The following is a 25,913-nucleotide window of genomic DNA, read 5'->3' on the forward strand; positions in this document are numbered from 1 at the left end:
ATCCGGTCAGGCCGGGTCGATCTCGCGGAGGAGGCCGGTGCGGACGTCGAAGACGAAGCCGCGCACGTCGTCGGTGTACTGCAGGAACGGCGAGGTGCGCACCCGCTGCATGGACTGCCGGACGTCCTGGTCGACGTCCCGGAAGGACTCCACCGCCCAGGCCGGGCGCTGGCCGACCTCCATCTCCAGCTCGGTGCGGAAGTCCTCGGTGAGGGCCTCCAGGCCGCAGCCGGTGTGGTGGATCAGCACGATGCTGCGGGTGCCGAGCTTGCGCTGGCTGATGGTGAGGGAGCGGATCACGTCGTCGGTGACCACGCCGCCGGCGTTGCGGATGGTGTGGCAGTCGCCGAGCTGCAGGCCGAGCGCCTTGTGCAGGTCGAGGCGGGCGTCCATGCAGGCCACCACGGCCACGTGCAGTACGGGCCGGGCGTCCATGCCGGGGTCGGTGAAGGCGGACGCGTAGGTCCGGTTGGCGTCGACCAGGCGATCCGTCACGGTGCCGTCCGTGGTTATGGCGCCTTCGGATCCAGTGGGAACTGCTGCGGAAGTCGTCATAGTCATGACGTTACTGGTCACGCGTGGTCACGGCCTCCTGTGAGAGGGGACAAAGAACGTCATCGTGGCTTGTTGTGAGCTAACCCACACGGAGGGCAAAACAGGGCTGCACGGGTGATTCCCGATGAATCCCCGCCCCTGCCCGGACGCCGTACGCGCCGCGCAGGCCGGTTGATTGACCGGGCGACACGGTGGACTAAAGTGACGCGAAGCGGGAGGCGAGACTCTCCCCGCTGGTGAAATCCCCTGGAGACCCCGGCACGGTGCCCGGACCGTCTCCCCACGTGCGCGGTGCGCGTACCGAGCGGGCGGGGACCCGGCGGTGCGTCCCCCGTGCCGGACCTGAGAGGCCCCCTTGAGCCAGAGTCGACACGTCCCGGTGATGCTCCAGCGGTGCCTGGATCTGCTGGCACCCGCCCTGGAGCGGCCGGGCAGCGTGGTCGTCGACTGCACCCTCGGCCTCGGCGGCCACAGCGAGGCGCTGCTGACCCGCTTCCCCGAGGCCCGCCTGGTCGCCCTGGACCGCGACAAGGAGGCCCTGCGCCTGTCCGGCGAGCGGCTCGCCCCCTTCGGCGACCGCGCCACCCTGGTGCACGCCGTCTACGACGAGCTCCCCGCCGTACTCGAACGCCTCGGCATCGCGCGCGTGCAGGGCGTGCTCTTCGACCTCGGCGTCTCCTCCATGCAACTCGACGAGGCCGACCGGGGCTTCGCCTACGCCCAGGACGCGCCCCTGGACATGCGCATGGACCAGACGACCGGCATCAGCGCCGCCGAGGTCCTCAACACCTACCCGGCTGGCGATCTCGTCCGCGTCCTGTTCCAGTACGGCGAGGAGAAGCAGGCCAAGCGGATCGTCTCGGCGATCGTCCGGGAACGCGTGAAGGAGCCGTTCACCAACAGCGCCCGGCTCGTCGAGCTGATCCGGGACGCGCTGCCGCAGGCCGCCAAGCGCACCGGCGGCAACCCGGCCAAGCGCACCTTCCAGGCGCTGCGCATCGAGGTCAACGGCGAACTCGCGGTCCTGGAAAGGGCGATCCCGGCCGCCGTGAAGGCCCTCGCGGTCGGCGGCCGGATCGCCGTACTGTCGTACCACTCGCTCGAGGACCGCCTCGTCAAGCAGGTGTTCGCGGCCGGCGCCGCCACCACCGCGCCGCCCGGGCTGCCGGTCGTGCCCGAGCAGTACCAGCCCCGGCTCAAGCTGCTCACGCGCGGTGCCGAACTTCCCACCGAGGAAGAGGTCGCCGAGAACCGCCGGGCCGCTCCGGCGCGTCTTCGGGGAGCCCAGCGCATCAGGGAGGAAGCCGAGTGAGCGAGCGGGGTTCGCGGACCCACCGGAGGACACGTGAGTAGGAAACCCGAGCTGCGGGGGCGGGCGGCCCGGCTCGCCCGGCTCTTTCCGGCCGGCCGTGCCCGCCAGGCCGCCCGCACTCCGTTCGTCCTGCTCGTCGTCCTGCTCCTCGGCGGCGGCCTGATCGGCCTGCTGGTGCTGAACTCGGCGCTCAGCGAGGGCTCGTTCAAACTCGACGACCTGCAGAAGCAGACGAAGAACCTCACCGACGAGGAACAGGCGCTGCAGCGGGACATCGACGCCTACTCCGCTCCCGACGCCCTCCAGCGCCGCGCCCGCGAGCTCGGCATGGTCCCCGGCGGTGACCCGGTCTTCCTCGGCCCGGACGGCACCGTGAAGGGCGTTCCCAGCCCCGCCGCCCTCCGGCAGACCACCGCGCCGCCCGCCCCCGAGGCGCTCGGCACGCAGTCCGCCACCGGACCCGCCCCGACGCCCGCCGGCTCCGCGTCGGTGACGGCACCGGCGGCCTCCGCGTCGGTGACGCCGTCCGAGCCGACCCCCGCCCCGGCCCTCACGCCCGGAACGCCCCCGACCACGACCCCCGGCAGGTGACGGAAGTGCCAGACACTTCTGGAAACAGGCAGCCGCCGCGCCGCCGCGTGCCCGGCCCCGCCAAGCCGCCCCGCCCCCGGGACCCCAGAGGTGCCGTCCGGAGCCGGTCCGCCCCCGGTCCCGGCGCGCGCCCGGTCCGCCGCCCGGGCGGACCGCGCCCCCCGGCCGCACCCCCCCTGCGGCTCGGCAGCCCCCGCCCCCGGCTGCGCATGGTCGGCCTCGCCCTGACCCTGGTGCTGATGGTCTTCGTCGGCCGCCTGCTCCAGGTGCAGGCCGTCGACGCCAGCGCGTACGCGGCGAAGGCCGAGCAGAACCGGTACGTCGTGCACACCCTGGCAGCCGAGCGCGGCGGCATCACCGACCGCAACGGCGTGGCCCTCGCGATCAGCGAGGACGCGTACGACATCACCGCCGACCCCACGATGTTCACCGGCAAGCAGCTCAAGGTGGGCGACGGACCCGAGCAGGCCGCCGCGCTGCTCGCCCCGATCCTCGGCAAGAACCAGGCCGACCTCGTCAAGCTGCTGCGGCCGGCCAACAAGGAACTGCGCTACGTCCGGCTCGCCACCCGGCAGACCCCGCAGGTCTGGAAGCAGATCAAGGACCTGAAGGCCGCCCTCACCACCAAGTCGGAGACCGACAAGAGCACCGTCAACGTGCTGGCCGGCGTCTTCGCCGACCCGAGCAGCCAGCGCGTGTACCCGAACGGTGACCTGGCCGCCGGGATACTGGGCTGGGTCAACGCCGACGGCAGGGGCGGCGGCGGCGTCGAGCAGCAGCTCGACAAGGAGCTGACCGGCAAGGACGGCAAGATCCGCTACGCCCAGTCGGGCGGCCGTGAGGTGCCCACCGCGGGTTCCACCGAGACTCCGGCGGTGCCCGGCTCCGACGTCGAGCTGACCATCGACCGGGACATCCAGTGGGCCGCGCAGAACGCCATCACCGAGCAGGTGAAGAAGTCCAAGGCGGACCGCGGTTACGTGGTCGTCCAGGACACCCGGACCGGGCAGATCCTGGCGATGGCCAACTCGCCCGGCTTCGACCCGAACGACCTGTCGACGGCCGACGCCGACGCGATGGGCAACGCGGCCGTCCAGGACGCCTACGAGCCCGGCTCCACCGCCAAGGTGATGTCGATGGCGGCCGTCCTGGAGGAGAACGCCGCCACCCCGCTCACGCACGTGGTGGTGCCCAACCGGCTGCACCGCGGCGACCGGCTCTTCAAGGACGACGTCGACCACGCCACCTGGTACCTCACGCTCAACGGCGTGCTCGCCAAGTCCAGCAACATCGGCACCATCCTCGCCACCGGCCAGCTCGGCAAGACCCAGGAACAGGCCAACCGGGTCCTCTACTCGTACCTGCGCAAGTTCGGCATCGGCAGCTACTCCGGGCTCGACTTCCCCGGCGAGACCAAGGGCATCCTGGCCGCCCCGGACAAGTGGTCGACCTCGCAGCAGTACACCATTCCTTTCGGTCAGGGCTTCTCCATCAACGCCATGCAGGCGGCCTCCGTCTACTCGACGATCGCCAACGGCGGGGTCCGCGTCGAGCCGACCCTGGTGCGCGGCGCCAAGGGCGCCGACGGCCGCTTCACCCCGGCCGCCCAGCCGAAGAAGACCCGCGTGATCAGCCAGAAGACGGCGAAGACCCTGGCCGAGATGCTGGAGTCCGTCGTGGACGACGAGCAGGGCACCGGCGCCAAGGCGGCCATTCCCGGCTACAACGTCGCGGGTAAGACCGGCACCGCCAACCGAGTGGATCCGGCCACCGGCAGGTACCGCGGCTACACCTCGTCGTTCGCCGGGTTCGCCCCCGCCGACAAGCCCCGCATCACCGTCTACTGCGCCATCCAGAACGCCACCGCCGGCAGCTACTTCGGCGGCCAGATCTGCGGCCCGATCTACAAGCAGGTGATGGAGTTCGCCCTCAAGACCCTGCAGATCCCGCCGACCGGCGCCAGGGCGGCCGACCTGCCCGTCGACTACAAACCCTGATCAGCGCCTCAGCACCTCGCACAGACCACCAGGAACGAGCTCGTGACAACGATCACCCCCGATCCCGGGAACCACGGGATGCCGCGCCCCTCGCCCGCCCGTCGCCCGCCACCACCCTTGCAGGACCGCGCTGCGCGCGGGCCCCTTTTTAGCTCGCAGGCGGGTGCGCCCGGTACGCTCACCGCCGTGCCACACGCTGATCAGTCCCAAACCACCCAGAAGGGCGCTTCCGTGACATATCCGGGGCCGCCCAGGCCGGTTCAGGTCTCCGCAACACCCCTCGCGGAGCTCGCCGGTCAGCTGGGTGCCGCCGAGCCGGAACCCGCGCAGAACACGGTCGACGTCACGGGCATCACCCATGACTCCCGCGCCGTCCGCCCCGGCGACCTGTACGCCGCCCTGCCGGGCGCCCGGCTGCACGGTGCCGACTTCGCCGCCCAGGCCGCCGGCCTCGGCGCGGTCGCCGTGCTGACCGACCCGACGGGCGCCGAGCGCGCCGCCGCGACCGGCCTGCCGGTCCTGGTCGTCGACGACCCGCGCGGGCGGATGGGCGAACTGGCGGCCGCCATCTACGGCCGCCCGGGCCGCGACCTGCTCCAGATCGGCATCACCGGCACGTCCGGGAAGACCACCACGGCGTACCTGGTCGAGGGCGGCCTCAGGACCGCGCGCAGCACCGGTCTCATCGGCACGGTCGAGATGCGCATCGGCGACGAGCGCATCAAGTCCGAGCGCACCACCCCCGAGGCCACCGACCTCCAGGCCCTGTTCGCGGTGATGCGCGAGCGCGGGGTCGAGGCGGTCGCCATGGAGGTCTCCAGCCACGCCCTGGTCCTCGGCCGGGTCGACGGCTGCGTCTTCGACATCGCCGTCTTCACCAACCTCAGCCCGGAACACATGGAGTTCCACTCCGACATGGAGGACTACTTCCGGGCCAAGGCACAGCTGTTCACGCCGGAACGCAGCAGGCGGGGTGTGGTCAACGTCGACGACGAGTACGGCCGCCGGCTCGCCCGGGAGGCCTCCGTACCGGTCGTCACCTACTCCGCCGAGGGTCACCCCGACGCCGACTGGCGGGCCGCGGACGTGCACATCGGCCCGATGGACTCGACGTTCACCGTCGTCGGGCCCGAAGGTGTCCGGATCGCCGCCAAGTCGCCGCTGCCGGGCCCCTTCAACGTGGCGAACACCCTCGCCGCGATCGTCGCCCTCGCCGCCGCCGGGCTCGACCCGCAGTCCGCCGCCGACGGCATCGCCGCCGTGCCGGGCGTGCCGGGCCGCCTGGAGCGCGTGGACGCCGGACAGCCCTACCTCGCGGTCGTCGACTACGCCCACAAGACGGACGCCGTCGAGTCGGTCCTCAGGGCCCTGCGCAAGGTCACCAAAGGCCGGCTGCACATCGTCCTCGGCTGCGGCGGGGACCGCGACCGGACCAAGCGGGCCCCGATGGGCGCCGCCGCGGCCCGGCTCGCCGACATCGCCGTACTGACCTCCGACAACCCCCGCTCCGAGGACCCCCTCGCGATCCTCGCGACCATGCTCGAAGGTGCCGCCTCGGTGCCCGCCCACGAGCGCGGCGAGGTGCTCCTCTTCGAGGACCGGGCCGCCGCGATCGAGGCCGCCGTCGCCCGCGCGCACCCCGGCGACACCGTGCTGGTGGCCGGCAAGGGCCACGAGCAGGGCCAGGACATCGCCGGCGTGATCCGTCCCTTCGACGACCGCCAGGTCCTCCGCGAAGCCATCCGGAAAACCCAGGGATGAAAATCCAGAAGACCCAGGGGATGAACTTGTGATCGCCCTCTCTCTCGCCGAGATCGCAGAAGTCGTCGGCGGGCAGACGCACGACATACCGGATCCGTCCGTCCAGGTCACCGGGGAGGTCGTCCGGGACTCCCGCGAAGCGGGGCCGGGCAGCCTGTTCGCCGCCTTCGTGGGGGAGCGCGTGGACGGCCACGACTTCGCCCGGCAGGTCGTGGACGCCGGCGCGGTCGCCGTCCTGGCGTCGCGCCCCGTCGGCGTGCCCGCGATCGTCGTGGACGACGTCCAGACCGCCCTCGGTGCCCTCGCACGTCATGTCGTACGACGGCTCGGCGCGACCCTCGTGGCGCTGACCGGCTCGGCCGGCAAGACCAGTACCAAGGACCTCGTCGCCCAGGTGCTGCGCACCAAGGCGCCGACCGTCTTCACGCCCGGCTCGCTCAACAACGAGATCGGGCTGCCGCTGACCGCCCTGTCCGCCACCGAGGAGACGAAGTTCCTCGTGCTGGAGATGGGCGCCCGCGGCATCGGCCACATCCGCTACCTCACCGATCTGACGCCCCCGAAGGTCGGCCTGGTCCTCAACGTCGGCACCGCTCACATCGGCGAGTTCGGCGGCCGGGAGCAGATCGCCCAGGCGAAGGGCGAGTTGGTGGAGGCGCTGCCCGCGGCCGAGGACGGCGGGGTCGCGATCCTCAACGCGGACGACCCGTTGGTGCGGGCCATGGCCTCCCGTACCAAGGCGAAGGTGGTCCTTTTCGGAGAGTCGGCCGAAGCGGACGTACGGGCCGAGAACGTACGACTCACGGACACGGGACAGCCCGCGTTCAGCCTTCACACACCCTCCGGTGCAAGCGATGTGACCATGCGCCTGTACGGTGAGCACCACGTGTCGAACGCGCTCGCCGCGGCCGCCGTCGCCCATGAGCTGGGCATGTCCGCGGAAGAGATCGCCCTCGCGCTCTCCGAGGCGGGCTCCCTCTCCCGCTGGCGTATGGAGGTCACCGAGCGCCCGGACGGCGTGACCATCGTCAACGACGCCTACAACGCCAACCCCGAGTCCATGCGAGCCGCACTGCGCGCGCTCGCGGCCATGGGCACAGCCGCACAGGCAAAGGGGGGACGCACGTGGGCGGTGCTCGGCAAGATGGCCGAGCTCGGGGACGAGGCGCTCGCCGAGCACGACGCGGTCGGACGGCTCGCCGTCCGGCTCAATGTCGGCAAGCTCGTCGCCGTCGGGGGAGTGGAAGCCTCCTGGCTGCAACTGGGCGCATATAACGAGGGTTCGTGGGGTGAGGAGTCGGTGCACGTGTCCGACGCACAGGCGGCGGTCGACCTGTTGCGCAGCGAGTTGCGCCCGGGGGACGTCGTACTCGTGAAGGCGTCACGGTCGGTGGGCCTGGAGAGCGTTGCGCAGGCGCTCCTGGAGTCCGGTGCCGAGGGTGTTGATGCCCGATGATGAAGCAGATCCTGTTCTCGGGCGTCATCGGTCTCTTCCTGACGCTGATCGGCACTCCGCTGCTGATCAAGCTCCTCGCCCGCAAGGGCTACGGCCAGTACATCCGTGACGACGGCCCGCGCGAGCACGCCAGCAAGCGCGGTACGCCGACGATGGGCGGTATCGCCTTCATCCTGTCGACGGTCGCCGCCTACTTCCTGTCCAAGGTGATCACCGGCTACACCCCGACCTACTCGGGCGTGCTGGTGCTCGGCCTGATGTGCGGGATGGGCCTGGTCGGCTTCCTGGACGACTACATCAAGATCGTCAAGCGGCGCTCGCTCGGTCTGCGGGCCAAGGCGAAGATGGCCGGGCAGCTGATCGTCGGCATCTCCTTCGCGGTGCTGTCGCTGCAGTTCGCCGACGCCCGCGGCAACACCCCGGCCTCCACCAAGCTGTCCTTCATCACGGACTTCGGCTGGACCATCGGCCCGGTGCTGTTCGTGGTCTGGGCGCTGTTCATGATCCTCGCGATGTCCAACGGCGTGAACCTGACGGACGGTCTGGACGGCCTGGCCACCGGCGCCTCCGTGCTCGTCTTCGGCGCCTACACGTTCATCGGCGTCTGGCAGTTCCAGGAGTCCTGCGCCAACGCGACGACCCTGACCAACCCGAACGCCTGCTACGAGGTGCGCGACCCGCTCGACCTCGCGGTCATCGCCTCCGCGCTGATGGGTTCCTGCCTCGGCTTCCTGTGGTGGAACACCTCGCCGGCCAAGATCTTCATGGGCGACACCGGTTCGCTCGCGCTCGGCGGTGTCCTCACGGGCCTGGCGATCCTCTCCCGCACCGAGCTCCTCGTCGCCATCATGGGCGGTCTGTTCGTCCTCATCACCATGTCGGTCGTCATCCAGGTCGGTTCCTTCCGGCTCACCGGCAAGCGCGTCTTCCGGATGGCGCCACTCCAGCACCACTTCGAACTCAAGGGCTGGTCCGAAGTCCTTGTGGTGGTCCGCTTCTGGATCATCCAGGGCATCTGTGTGATTGTCGGACTCGGCCTCTTCTATGCAGGATGGGCAGCGGACAAGTGACCGACTGGCAGGGCAAGCACGTCACCGTCGCCGGGCTCGGCGTCTCCGGTGTCCCGGCGGCCAGGGTTCTCCATGCGCGCGGGGCGGTCGTCACGGTCGTCAACGACGGCGACGACGCACGCGCGCGTGAACAGGCCGCCGAACTGGAGGCCCTGGGCGTCACGGTCCGGCTCGGCGACGGCGCCACCCTGCCCGAGGGCACCGAGCTGATCGTCACCGCGCCCGGCTGGAAGCCGGACAAGCCGCTGTTCCAGGCGGCCCGCGCGGCCGGCATCGAGATCTGGGGCGACGTCGAACTCGCCTGGCGGCTCCGCGGCCCCGGCGCCGCCCCCTGGCTCGCCGTCACCGGCACCAATGGCAAGACCACCACCGTCCAGATGCTGGCGTCGATCCTCAAGGCCGCGGGCCTGCGCACGGCCGCGGTCGGCAACATCGGCGTCTCGCTGCTCGACGCCGTCCTCGGGGACGAGGAGTACGACGTCCTCGCGGTCGAGCTGTCCAGCTACCAGCTGCACTGGGCGCCCTCCCTGCGCGCCCACTCGGCGGCCGTGCTGAACCTCGCCCCCGACCACCTCGACTGGCACGGCTCCATGGAGGCGTACGCCAAGGACAAGGGCCGCATCTACGAGGGCAACCGGGTCGCCTGCGTCTACAACGTCGCCGACAAGCTCACCGAGGAGCTGGTCCGCGAGGCCGACGTCGAGGAGGGCTGCCGGGCCATCGGCTTCACCCTCGGAACCCCGGGGCCCTCCCAACTCGGTGTCGTGGACGGCATCCTGGTCGACCGTGCCTTCGTCGAGAACCGGCAGAAGAACGCCCAGGAGCTGGCCGAGGTCGCCGACGTCAACCCGCCGGCCCCGCACAACATCGCCAACGCCCTTGCCGCGGCGGCCCTCGCGCGCGCCTTCGGGGTGCCGCCCACGGCCGTACGGGACGGGCTGCGGGCCTTCACGCCGGACGCCCACCGCATCGCCCACGTCGCCGACGTGGACGGGGTCGCGTACGTCGACGACTCCAAGGCCACCAACACCCACGCGGCCGAAGCCTCGTTGGCGTCATATGAGTCGATCGTATGGATTGCGGGCGGTCTGGCGAAGGGTGCGACCTTCGACGAACTGGTCGCCAAGTCGGCAAAGCGACTTCGCGGCGTGGTGCTCATCGGCGCCGATCGCGCCCTCATCCGGGACGCCCTGGCGCGACACGCGCCGGAAGTACCGGTCGTCGACCTCGACCGGACCGACACTGGGGCGATGCTCGCGGCGGTCCAGGAGGCCCGGCGACTCGCCGTCGCCGGAGACACGGTGCTGTTGGCACCCGCCTGTGCCTCCATGGACATGTTCGCCAACTACAACAAGCGCGGTGACGCGTTCGCCCAGGCGGTTCGCGAACTCGGCGCCTGACCCGGCCGCCTGCCGGGCGACCTTGGGAGGGACGCGTGGGACCGTCGACGTTCAGCGGAGGCGTTGATGCCCGGTAGCCGCACCGGCCGGCCGCCCGTACAGCGGGCGGTCCGCCGCCCCGCCGCGCCCCGCGCCTCGCGCGAGAACCCGCTGCGGCGGTTCTACACGCGCGCCCACCGGGCCTGGGACCGGCCGCTCACCGCGTACTACCTGATCCTCGGCGGCAGCCTGCTCATCATCGTCCTGGGTCTGGTGATGGTCTACTCGGCCTCCCAGATCACCGCGCTGCAGATGTCGCTGCCGGGATCGTTCTTCTTCCGGAAGCAGTTCCTGGCCGCCTGCATCGGGGGCGTTCTGCTGTTCGTGGCGTCCCGCATGCCGGTGAAACTGCACCGGGCGCTCGCCTACCCGATCCTCGCCGGAGCCGTCTTCATGATGGCGCTGGTGCAGGTGCCGGGGATAGGGATGTCCGTCAACGGCAACCAGAACTGGATCTCCCTCGGCGGCTCCTTCCAGATCCAGCCCAGCGAGTTCGGCAAGCTCGCCCTGGTGCTGTGGGGCGCCGACCTGATGGCGCGCAAACAGGAGAAGCGGCTGCTGACCCAGTGGAAGCACATGCTGGTGCCGCTCGTTCCGGTGAGCTTCCTGCTGCTCGGGCTGATCATGCTCGGCGGCGACATGGGCACGGCGATCATCCTGACTGCGATCCTGTTCGGCCTGCTGTGGCTGGCGGGGGCGCCGACCCGGCTGTTCGCCGGTGTGCTGTCCATCGCGGGCCTGCTCGGTGTGATCCTCATCAAGACCAGCCCCAACCGCATGGCCCGGCTCGCCTGCATCGGCGCCACCGAGCCGAGGAGCGGCGTCGCCGACTGCTGGCAGGCGGTTCATGGCATCTACGCCCTGGCCTCCGGCGGACTTTTCGGATCCGGCCTCGGCGCGAGTGTGGAGAAATGGGGACAACTCCCCGAAGCCCACACCGACTTCATCTTCGCCGTCACCGGTGAGGAACTGGGCCTGGCGGGGACGCTGTCGGTACTGGCCCTCTTCGCGGCTCTAGGCTATGCGGGTATCCGCGTGGCCGGACGCACGGAGGACCCCTTCGTGAGGTACGCCGCGGGAGGCGTGACCACCTGGATCACCGCCCAGGCGGTGATCAACATCGGTGCGGTGCTCGGCCTGCTGCCGATCGCCGGCGTCCCCCTCCCGCTGTTCTCCTACGGAGGCTCCGCCCTGCTGCCGACCATGTTCGCCATCGGGCTGCTGATCGCCTTCGCGCGCGACGAGCCCGCTGCGCGGGCGGCGCTTGCGATGCGGCAACCTCGCTTTGGTAGAAAGCGGGGAGCCGGGGGCCCTCAGGGGGCTCGGAGATGGAACACGATGCGACGGCGTGCCTCGGCGGCGCGCTCGTCCGGAGAGCGGTGAATTTCGGTGCATGTCGTACTCGCTGGTGGGGGGACCGCCGGCCACATCGAGCCCGCGCTCGCCCTCGCGGACGCCCTGCGCAGGCAGGACCCCACCGTGGGGATCACGGCCCTGGGCACGGAACGCGGCCTGGAGACCACGCTCGTCCCGCAGCGCGGCTACGAGCTGGCGCTGATCCCGGCGGTGCCGCTGCCCCGCAGGCCCACCCCCGAACTGATCACCGTGCCCGGCCGGCTGCGCGGCACCATCAAGGCCGCCGAGCAGATCCTGGAGCGCACCAAGGCGGACTGCGTCGCCGGCTTCGGCGGCTACGTCGCCCTGCCCGCGTACCTCGCGGCCAAGCGCCTCGGTGTGCCGATCGTGATCCACGAGGCCAACGCCCGCCCCGGCCTCGCCAACAAGATCGGCTCCCGGTACGCCGCCAAGGTCGCCGTCTCCACCCCGGACAGCAAGCTGCGCGACGCCCGCTACATCGGTATCCCGCTGCGCCGCTCCATCGCCACCCTGGACCGGGCCGCCGCCCGTCCCGAGGCCCGCCACCGCTTCGGCCTCGACCCCAACCTGCCGACGCTGCTGGTCTCCGGCGGCTCCCAGGGCGCCCGCCGCCTCAACGAGGTCGTCCAGCAGGTCGCGCCCTGGCTGCAGCAGGCCGGCATCCAGATCCTGCACGCGGTCGGCCCGAAGAACGAACTGCCGCAGGTGCACCAGATGCCGGGAATGCCCCCGTACATCCCGGTAAGTTACCTGGACCGGATGGACCTCGCGTACGCCGCGGCCGACATGATGCTCTGCCGTGCGGGCGCGATGACCGTCGCCGAACTCTCCGCCGTCGGACTCCCGGCCGCCTATGTCCCGCTGCCCATCGGCAACGGCGAACAGCGGCTGAACGCCCAGCCGGTGGTCAAGGCCGGCGGCGGCCTGCTGGTCGACGACGCGGAACTCACCCCGGAGTGGGTGCAGCAGAACGTCCTGCCCGTGCTCGCCGATCCGCACCGGCTGTACGAGATGTCCCGCGCGGCGAGCGAGTTCGGCCGCCGGGACGCCGACGACCTGCTCGTCGGCATGGTGTACGAGGCGATCGCCTCGAGCCGTTAGGACCGTATGACGAAAGGCAAGTGAGCAGCGTGGCCGGACCGACCACCACCGCCGAACGCGGTGAACGCCAGCAGGAGTCGTCCGGCCCGCCGCTCGTCCGCCGGCTGCGCAACCGCCGCTTTCGTAGGATCGTCATTCTGGTGCTGTCCGTGGTGCTCCTCGGCTCCGGCTCCGTCTGGCTGCTGTACGGCTCCCCGTGGCTGCGGGTGCGCCATGTCTCCGTGTCCGGTACGGCCGTTCTGACCCCCGAGGAGGTCCTCGAGGCCGCGGACGTCCCCGTCGGGGCACCGCTGGTCTCCGTCGACACCGACGGGATCGAGGCCCGGCTGCGCCGGAAACTGCCCCGCATCGACACGGTGGACGTCGTCCGTTCCTGGCCCCGCGGAATCGGGCTGAAAGTGGCCGAGCGTACTCCCGTGCTGCTCATCGAAAAGGGCGGAAATTTCACCGAAGTGGACAAGGAAGGCGTCCGGTTCGCCACGGTTCCCGAGGCACCGAAAGGCGTTCCGGCGCTGGAACTGAGTCTGTCCCGGTCGGGCTCGGCCACCGCCAGCCTGCGCCGGTTCGGCACCGACCGGCTGGTGCGGGAGGCGGTCGACGTCGCGCGTGCCGTTCCGGCCGCCGTCCGCCGGGACACCCGGACCCTCAAGGTTCGTTCCTACGACGACATCTCGCTGGAGTTGGGCGGCGGCCGCGTCGTGGAGTGGGGCAGTTCCGAGAACGGCGCCGCGAAGGCGCGCACGCTCACCGCACTCCTGAAAGCCGCCTCCGGTGCCCGGCACTTCGACGTGAGTGTTCCCACCGCCCCTGCGTCATCGGCGAGTTGACGCACATCAGCGCAGGCCAGCACCCTGGTTGGGCACTGCTACGGCTGATCACATAGGGTGAAAAGAAAAACGGGAGGTTCGGCGTGTTCGTTGAACGGGCGCCACTTGTCGACTTAGTGTCCTGTTCAGAAGACTTCAAGGAACGGACACACTGGTAACCCTAAACTTCAACGTTAGGGTTCGGGTCGGCGCTACGGACCGTCCCAATCGGCATCTGCCGTCCCGCGCGGGGCACCGTACGTGGACGGCAACGTAATTCGAGGCGAGAGGCCTTCGACGTGGCAGCACCGCAGAACTACCTCGCAGTCATCAAGGTCATCGGTGTCGGCGGCGGTGGTGTCAATGCCATCAACCGGATGATCGAGGTCGGTCTCAAGGGCGTCGAGTTCATCGCCATCAACACCGACGCACAGGCGCTGTTGATGAGCGACGCCGACGTCAAGCTCGACGTCGGCCGTGAACTCACCCGCGGACTCGGCGCCGGCGCCAACCCGGCCGTCGGCCGCAAGGCCGCCGAGGACCACCGCGAGGAGATCGAGGAGGTTCTCAAGGGGGCCGACATGGTCTTCGTGACGGCCGGCGAAGGCGGCGGCACCGGCACCGGCGGCGCGCCCGTCGTGGCCAACATCGCGCGCTCGCTGGGCGCCCTCACCATCGGCGTGGTCACCCGCCCCTTCACCTTCGAGGGCCGGCGCCGCGCCAACCAGGCCGAGGACGGCATCGCCGAACTCCGCGAAGAGGTCGACACCCTCATCGTCATCCCGAACGACCGGCTGCTGTCCATCTCGGACCGCCAGGTCTCGGTGCTCGACGCCTTCAAGTCGGCCGACCAGGTCCTGCTCTCCGGTGTCCAGGGCATCACCGACCTCATCACCACCCCCGGCCTGATCAACCTCGACTTCGCCGACGTCAAGTCGGTCATGTCGGAAGCCGGTTCGGCCCTCATGGGCATCGGCTCGGCCCGCGGCGACGACCGCGCGGTGGCCGCCGCCGAGATGGCGATCTCCTCGCCGCTCCTGGAGGCCTCCATCGACGGTGCCCGGGGCGTGCTGCTCTCCATCTCCGGCGGCTCCGACCTCGGCCTGTTCGAGATCAACGAGGCCGCCCAGCTGGTGAGCGAGGCCGCCCACCCCGAGGCCAACATCATCTTCGGCGCGGTCATCGACGACGCCCTCGGTGACGAGGTCCGCGTCACCGTCATCGCGGCCGGCTTCGACGGGGGCCAGCCCCCGGCCCGCCGGGACAACGTCCTCGGCTCGTCCTCGGCCTCCGCCCGCCGCGACGAGCCCGCGCCGGCCCGGCGGGAGCCCGAGCGCCCCTCCTTCGGCTCGCTCGGCAGCGTGACCCCGAAGGAGGAGCCGGAGCCGGCGCCCGAGCCGGTGGCCGACATCCCGGTCGCCCCGCCGGTCCCGCCGTCGCGGACCTACACGGACAGCGCGGCCGAGGAACTGGACGTACCGGACTTCCTCAAGTGATCCTTACGACGTGATAGGACAGCGCGAGACCGTGAGCGGCGCGCACTTCGCCTTCACCGACAGGTGGGGCGGGGTGAGCGCCGCTCCGTACGAGGAGCTCAACCTGGGCGGGGCGGTCGGCGACGACCCCGGCGTGGTACGGACCAACCGGGAGATCGCCGCCAAGTCGCTCGGCCTGGACCCCGCCCGGGTGGTCTGGATGAACCAGGTCCACGGGAACGACGTGGCCGTCGTGGACGAGCCCTGGGGAGACCGGCCGGTACCGGAGGTCGACGCGGTGGTCACCGCGCGCCGGGGGCTCGCCCTCGCCGTGCTCACCGCCGACTGCACGCCGGTCCTGCTCGCCGACCCGGCCGCCGGGATCGTGGCGGCCGCCCACGCGGGCCGGCCCGGCATGATCGCCGGAGTCGTCCCCGCCGCGGTACGCGCCATGACGGAACTCGGTGCCGACCCGGCCCGGATCGTCGCCCGCACCGGACCCGCCGTCTGCGGCCGGTGCTACGAAGTACCGGAGGCGATGCGCGCCGAGGTGGCCGCCGTCGAGCCGACGGCGCACGCCGAGACCAGCTGGGGCACTCCGGCGGTGGACGTGAGCGCCGGAGTGCACGCACAGCTCGTGCGCGCCGGAGTGCTCGACCGGGCGCAGTCGCCGGTGTGCACGCTGGAGTCGGGCGATCACTTCTCGTACCGGCGGGACCGCACCACCGGGCGGCTCGCCGGCTATGTGTGGCTGGACTGATGGGGCATGACGGACCGTAAGACCGAACTCGCCGGAAACCTGGCGAAAGTGGAGGAGCGTATCGCCGCCGCCTGCACGGCGGCCGGGCGCAAGCGGGAAGAGGTGACCCTGATCGTGGTCACCAAGACCTACCCGGCGAGCGACGTGCGGATCCTGTCGGGGCTCGGGGTGCGCCATGTCGCCGAGAACCGGGACCAGGACGCGGCCCCCAAGGCCGCCGAATGTTCGGATCTGCCCCTGGTTTGGCACTTTGTCGGTCAATTGCAGACCAATAAAGTGCGATCCGTAGTGGGTTATGCGGATCTCGTGCAGTCGGTCGATCGCGCCAAGCTCGTGGACGCGCTGTCCAGAGAGGCGGTGCGGGCCGGGCGCGAGGTCGGCTGTCTCCTCCAGGTCGCGCTCGACGCGGGCGCGAGCGGCAGGGGGGAGCGCGGCGGTGTGGCGCCGGGCGGAATCGAAGAGTTGGCCGCCCTCGTCGCCGGCTCGCCGGGACTGCGGCTCGACGGCCTCATGACCGTCGCTCCGCTCACCGGGGAGTACGCGGGGCGCCAACGCGCGGCGTTCGAGCGGTTGATGGATTTGTCGACTGACCTGCGCCGGGCCCATCCGGCTGCGAACATGGTCTCCGCAGGGATGAGTGCGGACCTTGAGGAAGCCGTGGCCGCCGGGGCGACACATGTACGCGTCGGCACCGCGGTACTCGGAGTCCGCCCCAGGCTCGGGTAACGTCGCCAGGAAGTCGGACCACAGCAGAAAATATGGTCAATGCCGCCCAAGACGGGCACAACGGCCGTGTGGATCGCGGGACTTGGCAGTCGTCACCGATCCACCACAGAGCGGAGGACTCAGAGCATGGCCGGCGCGATGCGCAAGATGGCGGTCTACCTCGGCCTCGTGGAGGACGATGGGTACGACGGCCGCGGATTCGACCCCGACGACGACTTCGAGCCCGAACTGGACCCGGAGCCGGAGCGGGATCATCGACGGCACGAGCCGTCACATCAGTCCCACGGTTCACACCAGTCCCAAAGGGACGATTCGGTACGAGTGGTACAGCCGTCGCCCCCACGCGAACCGGTGTCGCATTCCGCTGTGCTCCCCGCGGAATCGGGACGCCCGGCGCGCATCGCCCCCGTGGCGTCCATCACACAAGAACGCGCAAGCCTGGAGAAGAACGCACCGGTGATCATGCCCAAGGTCGTGTCGGAACGAGAGCCTTACCGGATCACCACGCTTCACCCCCGGACCTACAACGAGGCCCGTACCATCGGGGAACACTTCCGTGAGGGCACCCCGGTGATCATGAATCTGACTGAGATGGATGACACAGACGCGAAGCGACTTGTCGACTTTGCGGCCGGTTTGGTGTTTGGTCTTCACGGCAGCATCGAGCGGGTGACGCAGAAGGTGTTCCTGTTGTCGCCTGCTAACGTCGATGTCACGGCGGAGGACAAGGCCCGCATCGCAGAGGGCGGGTTCTTCAACCAGAGCTGAGACGCAAGACCGGTACGAGGCACGGAAACAGGGGAGAGGGAAAGCACGGACCATGAGCGTGTTCCTGGATGTGATCTACATCGCGCTGATGTGCTTCCTCATCGTGCTCATCTTCCGGTTGGTCATGGACTACGTGTTCCAGTTCGCCCGCTCATGGCAACCCGGCAAGGCGATGGTGGTCGTACTTGAGGCCACCTACACTGTCACCGATCCACCGCTCAAGCTTCTGCGGCGGTTCATCCCGCCGCTGCGTCTCGGGGGCGTGGCGCTCGACCTGTCCTTCTTCGTACTGATGATCATCGTCTACATCCTGATCGCGATCGTTGGTCGGCTGTGATGAGCGATGTGACCTACCGTCTTGCCGATGCCGACGACTACGTTGAGGTGAAGAGATGCCGTTGACCCCCGAGGACGTGCGGAACAAGCAGTTCACGACCGTCCGCCTCCGAGAAGGCTATGACGAGGACGAGGTCGATGCCTTCCTCGATGAGGTCGAAGCCGAACTGACGCGCCTGCTCCGCGAGAACGAGGACCTGCGCGCCAAGCTGGCCGCGGCCACGCGCGCTGCTGCCCAGAACCAGCAGAACATGCGCAAGCCTCCGGAGCAGCAGGACCAGCAGGGCGGCATGCCTCAGGGCGGGATGCCCCAGCAGGGCATGCCTCAGCAGGGTGGTATGCCGCAGCAGGGCATGCCTCAGGGCGGCATGCCGCAGCAGGGTATGCGAGGTCCCGGCGCTCCGGTGCCCGCCGGCATATCGGGCCCGCCGCAGCAGCAGATGGGTGGCCCCATGGGCGGTCCCCCGCAGCTGCCGAGCGGCGCCCCGCAGCTGCCGGCCGGTCCCAGTGGCCAGGGCGGTCCGCAGGGTCCCGGTCCGATGGGCCAGGGTCCGATGGGCCAGGGTCCCGGACCGATGGGCCAGGGTCCGATGGGCCAGGGTCCCGGCCCGATGGGCCAGGGCATGGGCCCCATGGGTGGCCAGCCCCCCATGCAGCAGCAGATGGGTGGTCCGATGGGCGGCCCCATGGGCGGTCCGATGGGCGGCCCCGGTCAGGGCCCCGGTGGCGACAGCGCCGCCCGTGTCCTCTCGCTGGCCCAGCAGACCGCCGACCAGGCGATCGCCGAGGCCCGCTCCGAGGCCAACAAGATCGTCGGCGAGGCCCGCAGTCGCGCCGAGGGTCTGGAGCGTGACGCCCGTGCCAAGGCCGACGCGCTGGAGCGGGACGCGCAGGAGAAGCACCGCGTCGCGATGGGCTCCCTGGAGTCCGCCCGCGCCACGCTGGAGCGCAAGGTCGAGGACCTGCGCGGCTTCGAGCGCGAGTACCGCACGCGTCTGAAGTCGTACCTCGAGTCCCAGCTGCGTCAGCTGGAGACCCAGGCCGACGACTCCCTGGCGCCGCCGCGCACCCCGGCCGCGGCCTCCCTCCCGCCGTCCCCGGCGCCCTCCATGGCCCCGGCCGGCGCGAGCGCCCCGTCCTACGGCGGCAACCCGTCGATGGGCGCCCCGTCCCCCGCTGCCCCGTCCTACGGCGGCCAGCAGCAGATGACGCCGGCGATGACCCAGCCGATGGCACCGGTACGCCCGCAGGGCCCCTCTCCGATGGGCCAGGCGCCGTCCCCGATGCGCGGCTTCCTCATCGACGAGGACGACAACTGACGGCGGGCGCGTAGCGCGCGTAGCCGTCGGCAGAGCACCAAAGGGCGGGGCCCCGGATTCCGATCCGGGGCCCCGCCCTTTTTACGCGGGTTGTGCAACCACCCCGCCTCTCAGGAGCGCCCACCGACCCCACCAGAGGCGCGGGGAACCGCGCACGCTCGGGGCTCCGACCCGAGGGTGCGAGGGGGGTGTGCTTGAAGGGGCGCGGGGAACCGCGCACGGCGGGCGCTCCGACCCGCACACACAAGGGGGCCCGATCCCCACCGTGGAGACCGGGCCCCTTCTCGAACAGGCCGGCGGCTACGCCTTGCGCAGGCGGAACGTCAGCGAGAGCCCCTCGTCGGTGAAGGGAGCGCCGTACCCGTCATCCCCCTCGCCCTGGGAGAAGTCGGTCGCCAACACCTCGTCGGCGATCAACGCAGCGTGCTCCGCCAGCGCCGCGATCACCGCCGGGTCGGTCGACACCCACCTGAGCGCGATCCGGTCGGCCACGTCCAGCCCGCTGTTCTTGCGCGCCTCCTGGATCAGCCGGATCGCGTCCCGGGCGAGCCCCGCCTGCCGCAGCTCCTCCGTGATCTCCAGGTCGAGCGCAACGGTCGCACCGGAGTCCGACGCCACCGACCAGCCCTCACGAGGCGTCTCCGTGATGATCACCTCGTCCGGCGCCAGCGTCACCGTCTCGCCCTCGACCTCGACCGACGCCGTGCCCTCGCGCAGCGCCAGCGACAGCGCGGCCGCATCCGCCGCGGCGACCGCCTTGGCGACCTCCTGCACCCGCTTGCCGAACCGCTTGCCGAGCGCCCGGAAGTTGGCCTTCGCGGTCGTGTCGACCAGCGAGCCGCCCACCTCGGAGAGGGACGCCAGCGAGGAGACGTTCAGCTCCTCGGTGATCTGCCCGTGCAACTCCCGGTCGAGCGCGTCGAAACCGACCGCCGCGACCAGCGCCCGGGACAGCGGCTGCCGCGTCTTGACACCCGACTCCGCGCGCGTGGCCCGGCCGAGTTCCACGAGCCGTCGTACCAGAACCATCTGCTTCGACAGCTCCGGGTCGATCGCGGACAGGTCCGCCTCCGGCCAGGACGACAGGTGCACCGACTCCGGCGCCCCCGGGGTCACCGGCGCCACCAGGTCCTGCCACACCCGCTCGGTGATGAACGGGGTCAGCGGGGCCATCAGCTTGGTGACGGTCTCCACGACCTCGTGCAGCGTACGCAGCGCGGCCTTGTCGCCCTGCCAGAAGCGGCGCCGAGAACGGCGGACGTACCAGTTGGACAGGTCGTCGACGAACGCCGACAGCAGCTTGCCGGCGCGCTGGGTGTCGTACGCCTCCAGCGCCTGCGTCACCTGGTCGGTGAGCGCGTGCAGTTCGGAGAGCAGCCAGCGGTCCAGGACCGGGCGGTCGGCCGGGGCCGGGTCCGCCGCGGACGGCGCCCAGTTCGACGTACGGGCGTACAGCGCCTGGAAGGCGACCGTGTTCCAGTACGTCAGCAGCGTCTTGCGGACGACCTCCTGGATCGTGCCGTGCCCGACCCGGCGGGCCGCCCACGGGGATCCGCCGGCCGCCATGAACCAGCGCACCGCGTCCGCGCCGTGCTGGTCCATCAACGGGATCGGCTGCAGGATGTTGCCCAGGTGCTTGGACATCTTGCGGCCGTCCTCGGCGAGGATGTGCCCCAGGCAGACCACGTTCTCGTACGACGACTGGTCGAAGACCAGCGTGCCGACGGCCATCAGTGTGTAGAACCACCCGCGCGTCTGGTCGATCGCCTCGGAGATGAACTGCGCCGGGTACCGGCCCTCGAACAGCTCCTTGTTCTTGTACGGGTAGCCCCACTGCGCGAACGGCATCGAACCCGAGTCGTACCAGGCGTCGATGACCTCCGGCACGCGCGTGGCCGTCCTGCCGCAGCCGTCGTGGCGGCACGCGAAGGTGACCTCGTCGATGAACGGGCGGTGCGGGTCCAGCTCCGACTGGTCGGTGCCGGTCAGCTCGGTCAGCTCCGCGCGGGAGCCGACCACGGTGAGGTGGTCCTCCTCGCAGCGCCAGATCGGCAGCGGGGTGCCCCAGTAGCGGTTGCGGGACAGCGCCCAGTCGATGTTGTTGTTCAGCCAGTCCCCGTACCGGCCGTGCTTGACCGTCTCCGGGAACCAGTTCGTCTTCTCGTTCTCCGCGAGCAGGCGGTCCTTGATCGCCGTCGTGCGGATGTACCAGGACGGCTGCGCGTAGTAGAGCAGCGCGGTGTGGCAACGCCAGCAGTGCGGGTAGCTGTGTTCGTACGGCAGGTGCTTGAAGAGGAGGCCGCGCTGCTTGAGATCCTCGGTGAGCTGTTCGTCGGCCTTCTTGAAGAAGACGCCGCCGACCAGGGGCACGTCCTCCTCGAAGGTGCCGTCCGGGCGGACCGGGTTCACCACCGGCAGGCCGTAGGCGCGGCAGACCCTGAGGTCGTCCTCACCGAAGGCGGGGGACTGGTGGACCAGACCCGTACCGTCCTCGGTCGTGACGTACTCCGCGTTCACGACGTAATGCGCCGGTTCCGGGAACTCCACGAGCTCGAACGGACGTTGATAGGTCCAGCGCTCCATTTCGGCGCCGGTGAAGGTCTGGCCCGTGGTCTCCCAGCCCTCGCCGAGCGCCTTGGCGAGCAGCGGCTCGGCGACGACGAGCTGCTCCTCGCCGTTGGTCGCGACGACATAGGTGACCTCCGGGTGCGCGGCGACCGCCGTGTTGGACACCAGGGTCCACGGGGTGGTCGTCCACACCAGGAGCGCGGCCTGACCGGCGAGCGGACCGGAGGTGAGCGGGAAACGGACGTACACGGAGGGGTCGACGACCGTCTCGTAGCCCTGCGCCAGCTCGTGGTCGGACAGGCCGGTGCCGCACCGCGGGCACCAGGGGGCGACGCGGTGGTCCTGGACCAGCAGCCCCTTGTCGAAGATCGTCTTCAGCGACCACCAGACCGACTCGATGTACTCGGGGTCCATCGTGCGATAGGCGTCGTCCAGGTCGGTCCAGTACCCCATGCGGGTCGTCAGCGCCTCGAAGGCGTCGGTGTGGCGGGTCACCGACTCCCGGCACCTGGCGTTGAACTCGGCGATGCCGTACTTCTCGATGTCCGGCTTGCCGCTGAAGCCCAGCTCCTTCTCGACCGCGAGCTCGACGGGCAGGCCGTGGCAGTCCCAGCCGGCCTTGCGGGCCACGTGGTAGCCGCGCATGGTGCGGAAGCGGGGGAAGACGTCCTTGAAGACGCGCGCCTCGATGTGATGGGCGCCGGGCATGCCGTTGGCGGTGGGCGGGCCCTCGTAGAACACCCACTCGGGGCGGCCCTCGGACTGCTCCAGGGTCTTGGCGAAGATCTTCTGCTCGCGCCAGAAGTCGAGCACGGCGTGCTCGAGGGCGGGCAGGTCGACCTGGGCGGGCACATGGCGGTACGTCGGCGCTGTCATCTGCGAGCTTCCTCCAACGGACTTGCTGCCTTCCGTCGGAGGGACGAGAGCCTTGACTTCCGTACGCCGTGTGCGGCGCGCTCCCGCGGTACCACCCTCCTTGGCCCTCCGGACGCCGTACGCGCCGGTGAGCCCCCTCATTGGGGTCGCGAAGCCGGCTCTACTGGCCCGTGCGGGGCTTTCTTCCGGCGGCTCCGGGGTGATCTTCACGTCGCGCTCGCCCCCGGGCTTCCACCGTCCCCGGGTCGCTCTGGGCTGCGTACGGCGCTACTCGTCCCCATCCACGCTTCTCGCTCCGCCCAGTGTACGGCGCCGCACGGACAGCGGCCGACCGGTTTTCCGGGCGCCGCAGGAGCGGAGCGGTCCGCCTGCCGGGATGACCCGAATGGCGAGGTACGCGTGTTCGCATCCTGGGATGTCCTGCTCGGCGGATTACCGCGCGGGGAGCTGGGCACAACGCATGCATACCTGCTGCGTGGGGGGTGCGGGGCAGGCGGATCGGGCGGCGTGCCCCGTTGCCGCGGGACTCAAGTCGATTTATCGTCCCAGCACGATTCGCGTGCAAGATCACAATATGTGAAGGGGCTGCGGCCATGGTGGCGAAGAAGACCGCCGTACAGCAGCCGGCGCCCGGCCGGTCCAGGGGCGCGGCTGCCTCCGACGGCGACACCGAAGGGGGCGGCGGAAAGCAGGGCACGCGCGCGGCAGCGGCGGCTCCTTCCAGGAGAACACCGGGTGAAAAGGGCTCCGCCAAGAAGGAGACCGCGAAAAAGGCGCCCGTGAGAAAGGCGGCTGAGAAGAAGGCCACCGCGAAGAAGGCCGACGGGGCGAAGTCGGAGAAGGCGGAGAAGAGCGCGTCCAGGACCGCGGCGACGAAGACCGCGGCGGAGAAGAGCACGGCCAAGAAGAGCACGGCCAAGAAAGCGGGCGCGGCGCGGGCCGCGAAGCAGACGGGAGCCACGACGGTGGTTGCGAAGAAGACTCCTGGCACGGCCGCGGCGGCGGACACCGCCCTCCCCAAGGCGCGGGTCGCCACAGCGGCTCCGGGCGAACTCGCGGTGCGTCCCGGCGAGGACCCGTGGACGCCGGCGGAGGTCGCGGAGGCGCGCACCGAGCTGACGGCCGAGGCGATGCGGCTGCGCGCCGAGCTCGAGGCGTCCGAGAGCGCCCTGGCCGGGCTGATGCGGGACTCCGGGGACGGCGCGGGTGACGACCAGGCCGACACCGGCACCAAGAACATCACCCGCGAGCACGAACTGGCGCTGGCCGCCAACGCGCGCGAGATGCTCGAACAGACCGAACGCGCCCTGCAGAAGCTCGACGCGGGCACCTACGGCCTCTGCGAGAACTGCGGGAACCCCATCGGCAAGGCCCGGATGCAGGCCTTCCCGAGGGCCACCCTGTGCGTCGAGTGCAAGCAGAAGCAGGAACGCCGCTACTGAGCATCGGGGTCCCCTGGGGCGTGCCGTAGTCTCGTCCCGAGGCAGGCACCTAGGTTGAGGGACTCACGTGGCAGAGGCGGAACGCATCATCGGTACGCCGGGCACCCCGGACGACGGCGGCGAGCGGACGGCGGCGCCCGGCGCGGCCGAGGCGTCCGGTGCGGATCAGCAGTCCACCGCGGACCGGCGGCCCGGCCGCGGGCGCCGGATCGCCGTGCTCTTCGCGGTGGCCGCCTTCGCGTACGCCCTCGACCTGGTCAGCAAGATGATCGTGGTCGCGAAGCTGGAGCACCACGCGCCGATCGAGGTCATCGGCGACTGGCTGGAGTTCCACGCGATCCGCAACCCGGGCGCGGCCTTCGGCTTCGGCGGCGCCTTCACGATCATCTTCACGGTGATCGCGGCGGCCGTGATCGTCGTGATCTTCCGGCTGGCCCGCAAGCTGTACAGCTTCCCCTGGGCGGTCGCGCTCGGCCTGCTGCTCGGCGGCGCGCTCGGCAACCTCACCGACCGGATCTTCCGCTCGCCGGGGATCTTCGAGGGCCAGGTCGTCGACTTCATCGCGCCCAAGGGCTTCGCGGTGTTCAACCTGGCCGACTCCGCGATCGTCTGCGGCGGCGTCCTGATCGTGCTGCTCTCCTTCCGCGGCCTGGACCCCGACGGGACCGTCCACAAGGACTGAGGGCGGCCCCAGGGGCTTCAGGGGCTTGCGTACGGGGCCGTCGGCGCTGTCCGGCATACTCGACGGGTGAGTACGCTTCCCGAGATCCGAACCCTGCCCGTGCCCGACGGCCTGGAGGGCGAGCGCGTCGACGCCGCCATCTCCCGCATGTTCGGCTTCTCCCGCACCAAGGCGGCCGAGCTGGCCGCGGCGGGAAAGGTGCAGGTCGACGGCTCGGTGGTCGGCAAGTCCGAGCGGGTGCACGGCGGGGCCTGGCTGGAGGTCGAGATGCCGGGGGCGCCCGCGCCCGTGCAGATCGCCGCGGAGCCCGTCGAGGGCATGGAGATCGTGCACGACGACGAGGACGTGGTCGTGATCGTCAAGCCGGTCGGCGTGGCCGCGCACCCCAGCCCCGGCTGGACCGGCCCGACCGTGATCGGCGGCCTGGCGGCCGCCGGCTACCGCATCTCCACCTCCGGCGCCGCCGAGCGCCAGGGCATCGTGCACCGCCTCGACGTCGGCACGTCGGGCCTGATGGCGGTCGCCAAGTCGGAGCGGGCGTACACGTCGCTGAAGCGCCAGTTCAAGGAGCGCACGGTCGACAAGCGCTACCACACGCTCGTGCAGGGCCACCCCGACCCGACCAGCGGCACCATCGACGCCCCGATCGGCCGCCACCCGCAGCACGACTACAAGTGGGCGGTCACGGCCGACGGCAAGCCCTCCGTGACCCACTACGACCTCATCGAGGCGTTCCGCGCGGCCTCCCTGCTCGACGTGAAGCTGGAGACCGGCCGCACCCACCAGATCCGCGTCCACATGGCCGCCCACCGCCACCCCTGCGTCGGCGACCTCACCTACGGCGCCGACCCGACGCTCGCCAAGCGGCTGCGCCTGACCCGCCAGTGGCTGCACGCCGTCCGGCTCGGTTTCGAGCACCCCGGGGACGGCGAGTGGGTCGAGTTCGCCAGCGACTACCCGGCCGACCTGCAGAAGGCGCTCGACCAGGTCCGCGAGGAGACCTACGGATGAGCACGCACGCGTACGCGGTGCGGGTCGCCGGGGACCCCGCCGACCTGGAGGCGTGCTTCGCGGTGCGCAAGCAGGTCTTCGTGGTCGAACAGGGCGTCCCCGAGGACCTGGAGTACGACGAGTACGACCCCTTCGCCGTGCACGTCCTGGCGGTCCGCGAGGACGGCGTACCGCTCGGCACCGGCCGGCTGCTGCACGGCGAGCCGGCCGCGGCCAAGACCGGCGGCGACCCGTCCCTCGGCTCCCTGGGCCGCCTCGCGGTCGCCGCGGAGGCCCACGGCCTCGGCGTGGGCGTCGCCCTGGTCCGGGCCGTCGAGGAGGCCGCACGCGCGCGTGGCCTGACCGCGGTCGACCTGCACGCGCAGACCCACGCGCTGGGCTTCTACGAGCGGCTGGGCTACGAGCCGTACGGGCCGGAGTACGAGGAGGCGGGCATCCCGCACCGGGGGATGCGCAGGGTTCTGTAGCCGGCATGGCAGGCTGGA

22 protein-coding genes are annotated in these 25,913 nt (G+C 70.7%); 20 read left to right on the forward strand and 2 right to left on the reverse strand.

Features of this window, described 5'->3' with window-relative positions:
* Window positions 1-6: 6 nt before the first annotated feature.
* The gene (locus tag ACFY6U_RS14625; RefSeq protein WP_351497005.1) at window positions 7-555 is read right to left on the reverse strand and encodes a carbonic anhydrase; all 549 of its coding nucleotides are present in this window, start codon (window positions 553-555) and stop codon (window positions 7-9) included.
* A 355-nt stretch (window positions 556-910) separates the two neighbouring features.
* Between ACFY6U_RS14625 and rsmH the strand changes: the two genes are divergently transcribed.
* The 16 genes from rsmH to ACFY6U_RS14705 all read left to right on the forward strand — a co-directional run bounded on the left by rsmH (window position 911) and on the right by ACFY6U_RS14705 (window position 18,849).
* On the forward strand, window positions 911-1,867 hold the full coding sequence (gene rsmH, locus ACFY6U_RS14630; RefSeq protein WP_390038083.1) for a 16S rRNA (cytosine(1402)-N(4))-methyltransferase RsmH: 957 nt from the start codon (window positions 911-913) through the stop codon (window positions 1,865-1,867).
* Window positions 1,868-1,900: 33 nt separating this feature from the next.
* Window positions 1,901-2,458, forward strand: coding sequence for a septum formation initiator family protein (locus ACFY6U_RS14635; protein ID WP_390038085.1), 558 nt, complete (start codon window positions 1,901-1,903; stop codon window positions 2,456-2,458).
* Between the two features lie 209 nt (window positions 2,459-2,667).
* Complete coding sequence (locus ACFY6U_RS14640; RefSeq protein ID WP_390038087.1) at window positions 2,668-4,455, forward strand: peptidoglycan D,D-transpeptidase FtsI family protein; 1,788 nt, start codon at window positions 2,668-2,670, stop codon at window positions 4,453-4,455.
* 231 nt (window positions 4,456-4,686) lie between these two features.
* The gene (locus tag ACFY6U_RS14645) at window positions 4,687-6,216 is read left to right on the forward strand and encodes a UDP-N-acetylmuramoyl-L-alanyl-D-glutamate--2,6-diaminopimelate ligase (RefSeq protein ID WP_390038088.1); all 1,530 of its coding nucleotides are present in this window, start codon (window positions 4,687-4,689) and stop codon (window positions 6,214-6,216) included.
* A 28-nt stretch (window positions 6,217-6,244) separates the two neighbouring features.
* Window positions 6,245-7,672 (forward strand): UDP-N-acetylmuramoyl-tripeptide--D-alanyl-D-alanine ligase, encoded by a 1,428-nt coding sequence (gene murF, locus ACFY6U_RS14650; RefSeq protein ID WP_390038090.1) that lies wholly within the window; start codon window positions 6,245-6,247, stop codon window positions 7,670-7,672.
* Window positions 7,672-8,742 (forward strand): phospho-N-acetylmuramoyl-pentapeptide-transferase, encoded by a 1,071-nt coding sequence (mraY, locus tag ACFY6U_RS14655; RefSeq protein ID WP_351497047.1) that lies wholly within the window; start codon window positions 7,672-7,674, stop codon window positions 8,740-8,742. The genes murF and mraY overlap by 1 nt, the downstream gene beginning before the upstream one ends.
* A complete protein-coding gene (murD, locus tag ACFY6U_RS14660) occupies window positions 8,724-10,142 on the forward strand; it encodes a UDP-N-acetylmuramoyl-L-alanine--D-glutamate ligase (protein WP_390038092.1) in 1,419 nt (472 codons plus the stop codon). Before mraY ends, murD begins: the two co-directional genes overlap by 19 nt.
* Window positions 10,143-10,208: 66 nt before the next feature.
* Window positions 10,209-11,564, forward strand: coding sequence for a putative lipid II flippase FtsW (ftsW, locus tag ACFY6U_RS14665; protein WP_390038094.1), 1,356 nt, complete (start codon window positions 10,209-10,211; stop codon window positions 11,562-11,564).
* A 6-nt stretch (window positions 11,565-11,570) separates the two neighbouring features.
* Window positions 11,571-12,659: an undecaprenyldiphospho-muramoylpentapeptide beta-N-acetylglucosaminyltransferase gene (gene murG / locus ACFY6U_RS14670; RefSeq protein ID WP_362581660.1), complete on the forward strand. Its 1,089-nt coding sequence runs from the start codon at window positions 11,571-11,573 to the stop codon at window positions 12,657-12,659.
* A gap of 29 nt (window positions 12,660-12,688) precedes the next feature.
* The gene (locus ACFY6U_RS14675) at window positions 12,689-13,486 is read left to right on the forward strand and encodes a cell division protein FtsQ/DivIB (RefSeq protein ID WP_390038649.1); all 798 of its coding nucleotides are present in this window, start codon (window positions 12,689-12,691) and stop codon (window positions 13,484-13,486) included.
* 278 nt (window positions 13,487-13,764) lie between these two features.
* Complete coding sequence (gene ftsZ / locus ACFY6U_RS14680; protein WP_294009201.1) at window positions 13,765-14,961, forward strand: cell division protein FtsZ; 1,197 nt, start codon at window positions 13,765-13,767, stop codon at window positions 14,959-14,961.
* 10 nt (window positions 14,962-14,971) lie between these two features.
* A complete protein-coding gene (gene pgeF, locus ACFY6U_RS14685; RefSeq protein WP_390038097.1) occupies window positions 14,972-15,700 on the forward strand; it encodes a peptidoglycan editing factor PgeF in 729 nt (242 codons plus the stop codon).
* Window positions 15,701-15,706: 6 nt separating this feature from the next.
* On the forward strand, window positions 15,707-16,426 hold the full coding sequence (locus ACFY6U_RS14690; RefSeq protein ID WP_390038099.1) for a YggS family pyridoxal phosphate-dependent enzyme: 720 nt from the start codon (window positions 15,707-15,709) through the stop codon (window positions 16,424-16,426).
* Window positions 16,427-16,552: 126 nt separating this feature from the next.
* On the forward strand, window positions 16,553-17,194 hold the full coding sequence (locus ACFY6U_RS14695; RefSeq protein ID WP_390038101.1) for a cell division protein SepF: 642 nt from the start codon (window positions 16,553-16,555) through the stop codon (window positions 17,192-17,194).
* Window positions 17,195-17,246: 52 nt separating this feature from the next.
* Entirely contained in the window at window positions 17,247-17,531 is a 285-nt protein-coding gene (locus tag ACFY6U_RS14700; protein WP_046729537.1) for a YggT family protein, read from the forward strand.
* A gap of 55 nt (window positions 17,532-17,586) precedes the next feature.
* Window positions 17,587-18,849, forward strand: a complete 1,263-nt coding sequence (locus tag ACFY6U_RS14705) for a DivIVA domain-containing protein (protein WP_390038103.1) — start codon at window positions 17,587-17,589, stop codon at window positions 18,847-18,849.
* Between the two features lie 300 nt (window positions 18,850-19,149).
* Here ACFY6U_RS14705 and ileS read toward each other — a convergent pair whose 3' ends face one another.
* Window positions 19,150-22,293, reverse strand: coding sequence for an isoleucine--tRNA ligase (gene ileS / locus ACFY6U_RS14710; protein WP_390038105.1), 3,144 nt, complete (start codon window positions 22,291-22,293; stop codon window positions 19,150-19,152).
* Window positions 22,294-22,886: 593 nt separating this feature from the next.
* On the opposite strand from ileS, the gene ACFY6U_RS14715 reads away from it, so the two are divergent.
* The 4 genes from ACFY6U_RS14715 to ACFY6U_RS14730 all read left to right on the forward strand — a co-directional run bounded on the left by ACFY6U_RS14715 (window position 22,887) and on the right by ACFY6U_RS14730 (window position 25,895).
* Window positions 22,887-23,735, forward strand: a complete 849-nt coding sequence (locus ACFY6U_RS14715; RefSeq protein ID WP_390038107.1) for a TraR/DksA family transcriptional regulator — start codon at window positions 22,887-22,889, stop codon at window positions 23,733-23,735.
* A 67-nt stretch (window positions 23,736-23,802) separates the two neighbouring features.
* Entirely contained in the window at window positions 23,803-24,417 is a 615-nt protein-coding gene (gene lspA, locus ACFY6U_RS14720) for a signal peptidase II (protein WP_351497033.1), read from the forward strand.
* 66 nt (window positions 24,418-24,483) lie between these two features.
* The gene (locus tag ACFY6U_RS14725; RefSeq protein ID WP_390038109.1) at window positions 24,484-25,428 is read left to right on the forward strand and encodes an RluA family pseudouridine synthase; all 945 of its coding nucleotides are present in this window, start codon (window positions 24,484-24,486) and stop codon (window positions 25,426-25,428) included.
* A complete protein-coding gene (locus ACFY6U_RS14730) occupies window positions 25,425-25,895 on the forward strand; it encodes a GNAT family N-acetyltransferase (RefSeq protein ID WP_390038111.1) in 471 nt (156 codons plus the stop codon). The genes ACFY6U_RS14725 and ACFY6U_RS14730 overlap by 4 nt, the downstream gene beginning before the upstream one ends.
* The last annotated feature ends 18 nt before the right edge of the window (window positions 25,896-25,913 follow it).

Source organism: Streptomyces sp. NPDC013157, assembly GCF_042899865.1.
Lineage (GTDB): Bacteria > Actinomycetota > Actinomycetes > Streptomycetales > Streptomycetaceae > Streptomyces.

Excerpts from the sequence above, each read along its gene's own strand:
- ftsW (WP_390038094.1), top strand. The coding sequence starts at position 10,209 with ATGCCCGGTAGCCGCACCGGCCGGCCGCCCGTACAGCGGGCGGTCCGC.
- ACFY6U_RS14695 (WP_390038101.1), top strand. The coding sequence starts at position 16,553 with ATGGCCGGCGCGATGCGCAAGATGGCGGTCTACCTCGGCCTCGTGGAG.
- ACFY6U_RS14690 (WP_390038099.1), top strand. The coding sequence starts at position 15,707 with ATGACGGACCGTAAGACCGAACTCGCCGGAAACCTGGCGAAAGTGGAG.
- mraY (WP_351497047.1), top strand. The coding sequence starts at position 7,672 with ATGAAGCAGATCCTGTTCTCGGGCGTCATCGGTCTCTTCCTGACGCTG.
- ACFY6U_RS14700 (WP_046729537.1), top strand. The coding sequence starts at position 17,247 with ATGAGCGTGTTCCTGGATGTGATCTACATCGCGCTGATGTGCTTCCTC.
- ACFY6U_RS14715 (WP_390038107.1), top strand. The coding sequence starts at position 22,887 with ATGGTGGCGAAGAAGACCGCCGTACAGCAGCCGGCGCCCGGCCGGTCC.
- ileS (WP_390038105.1), bottom strand. The coding sequence starts at position 22,293 with ATGACAGCGCCGACGTACCGCCATGTGCCCGCCCAGGTCGACCTGCCC.
- ACFY6U_RS14625 (WP_351497005.1), bottom strand. The coding sequence starts at position 555 with ATGACGACTTCCGCAGCAGTTCCCACTGGATCCGAAGGCGCCATAACC.
- murD (WP_390038092.1), top strand. The coding sequence starts at position 8,724 with ATGGGCAGCGGACAAGTGACCGACTGGCAGGGCAAGCACGTCACCGTC.
- ACFY6U_RS14705 (WP_390038103.1), top strand. The coding sequence starts at position 17,587 with ATGCCGTTGACCCCCGAGGACGTGCGGAACAAGCAGTTCACGACCGTC.
- ACFY6U_RS14640 (WP_390038087.1), top strand. The coding sequence starts at position 2,668 with ATGGTCGGCCTCGCCCTGACCCTGGTGCTGATGGTCTTCGTCGGCCGC.
- ACFY6U_RS14730 (WP_390038111.1), top strand. The coding sequence starts at position 25,425 with ATGAGCACGCACGCGTACGCGGTGCGGGTCGCCGGGGACCCCGCCGAC.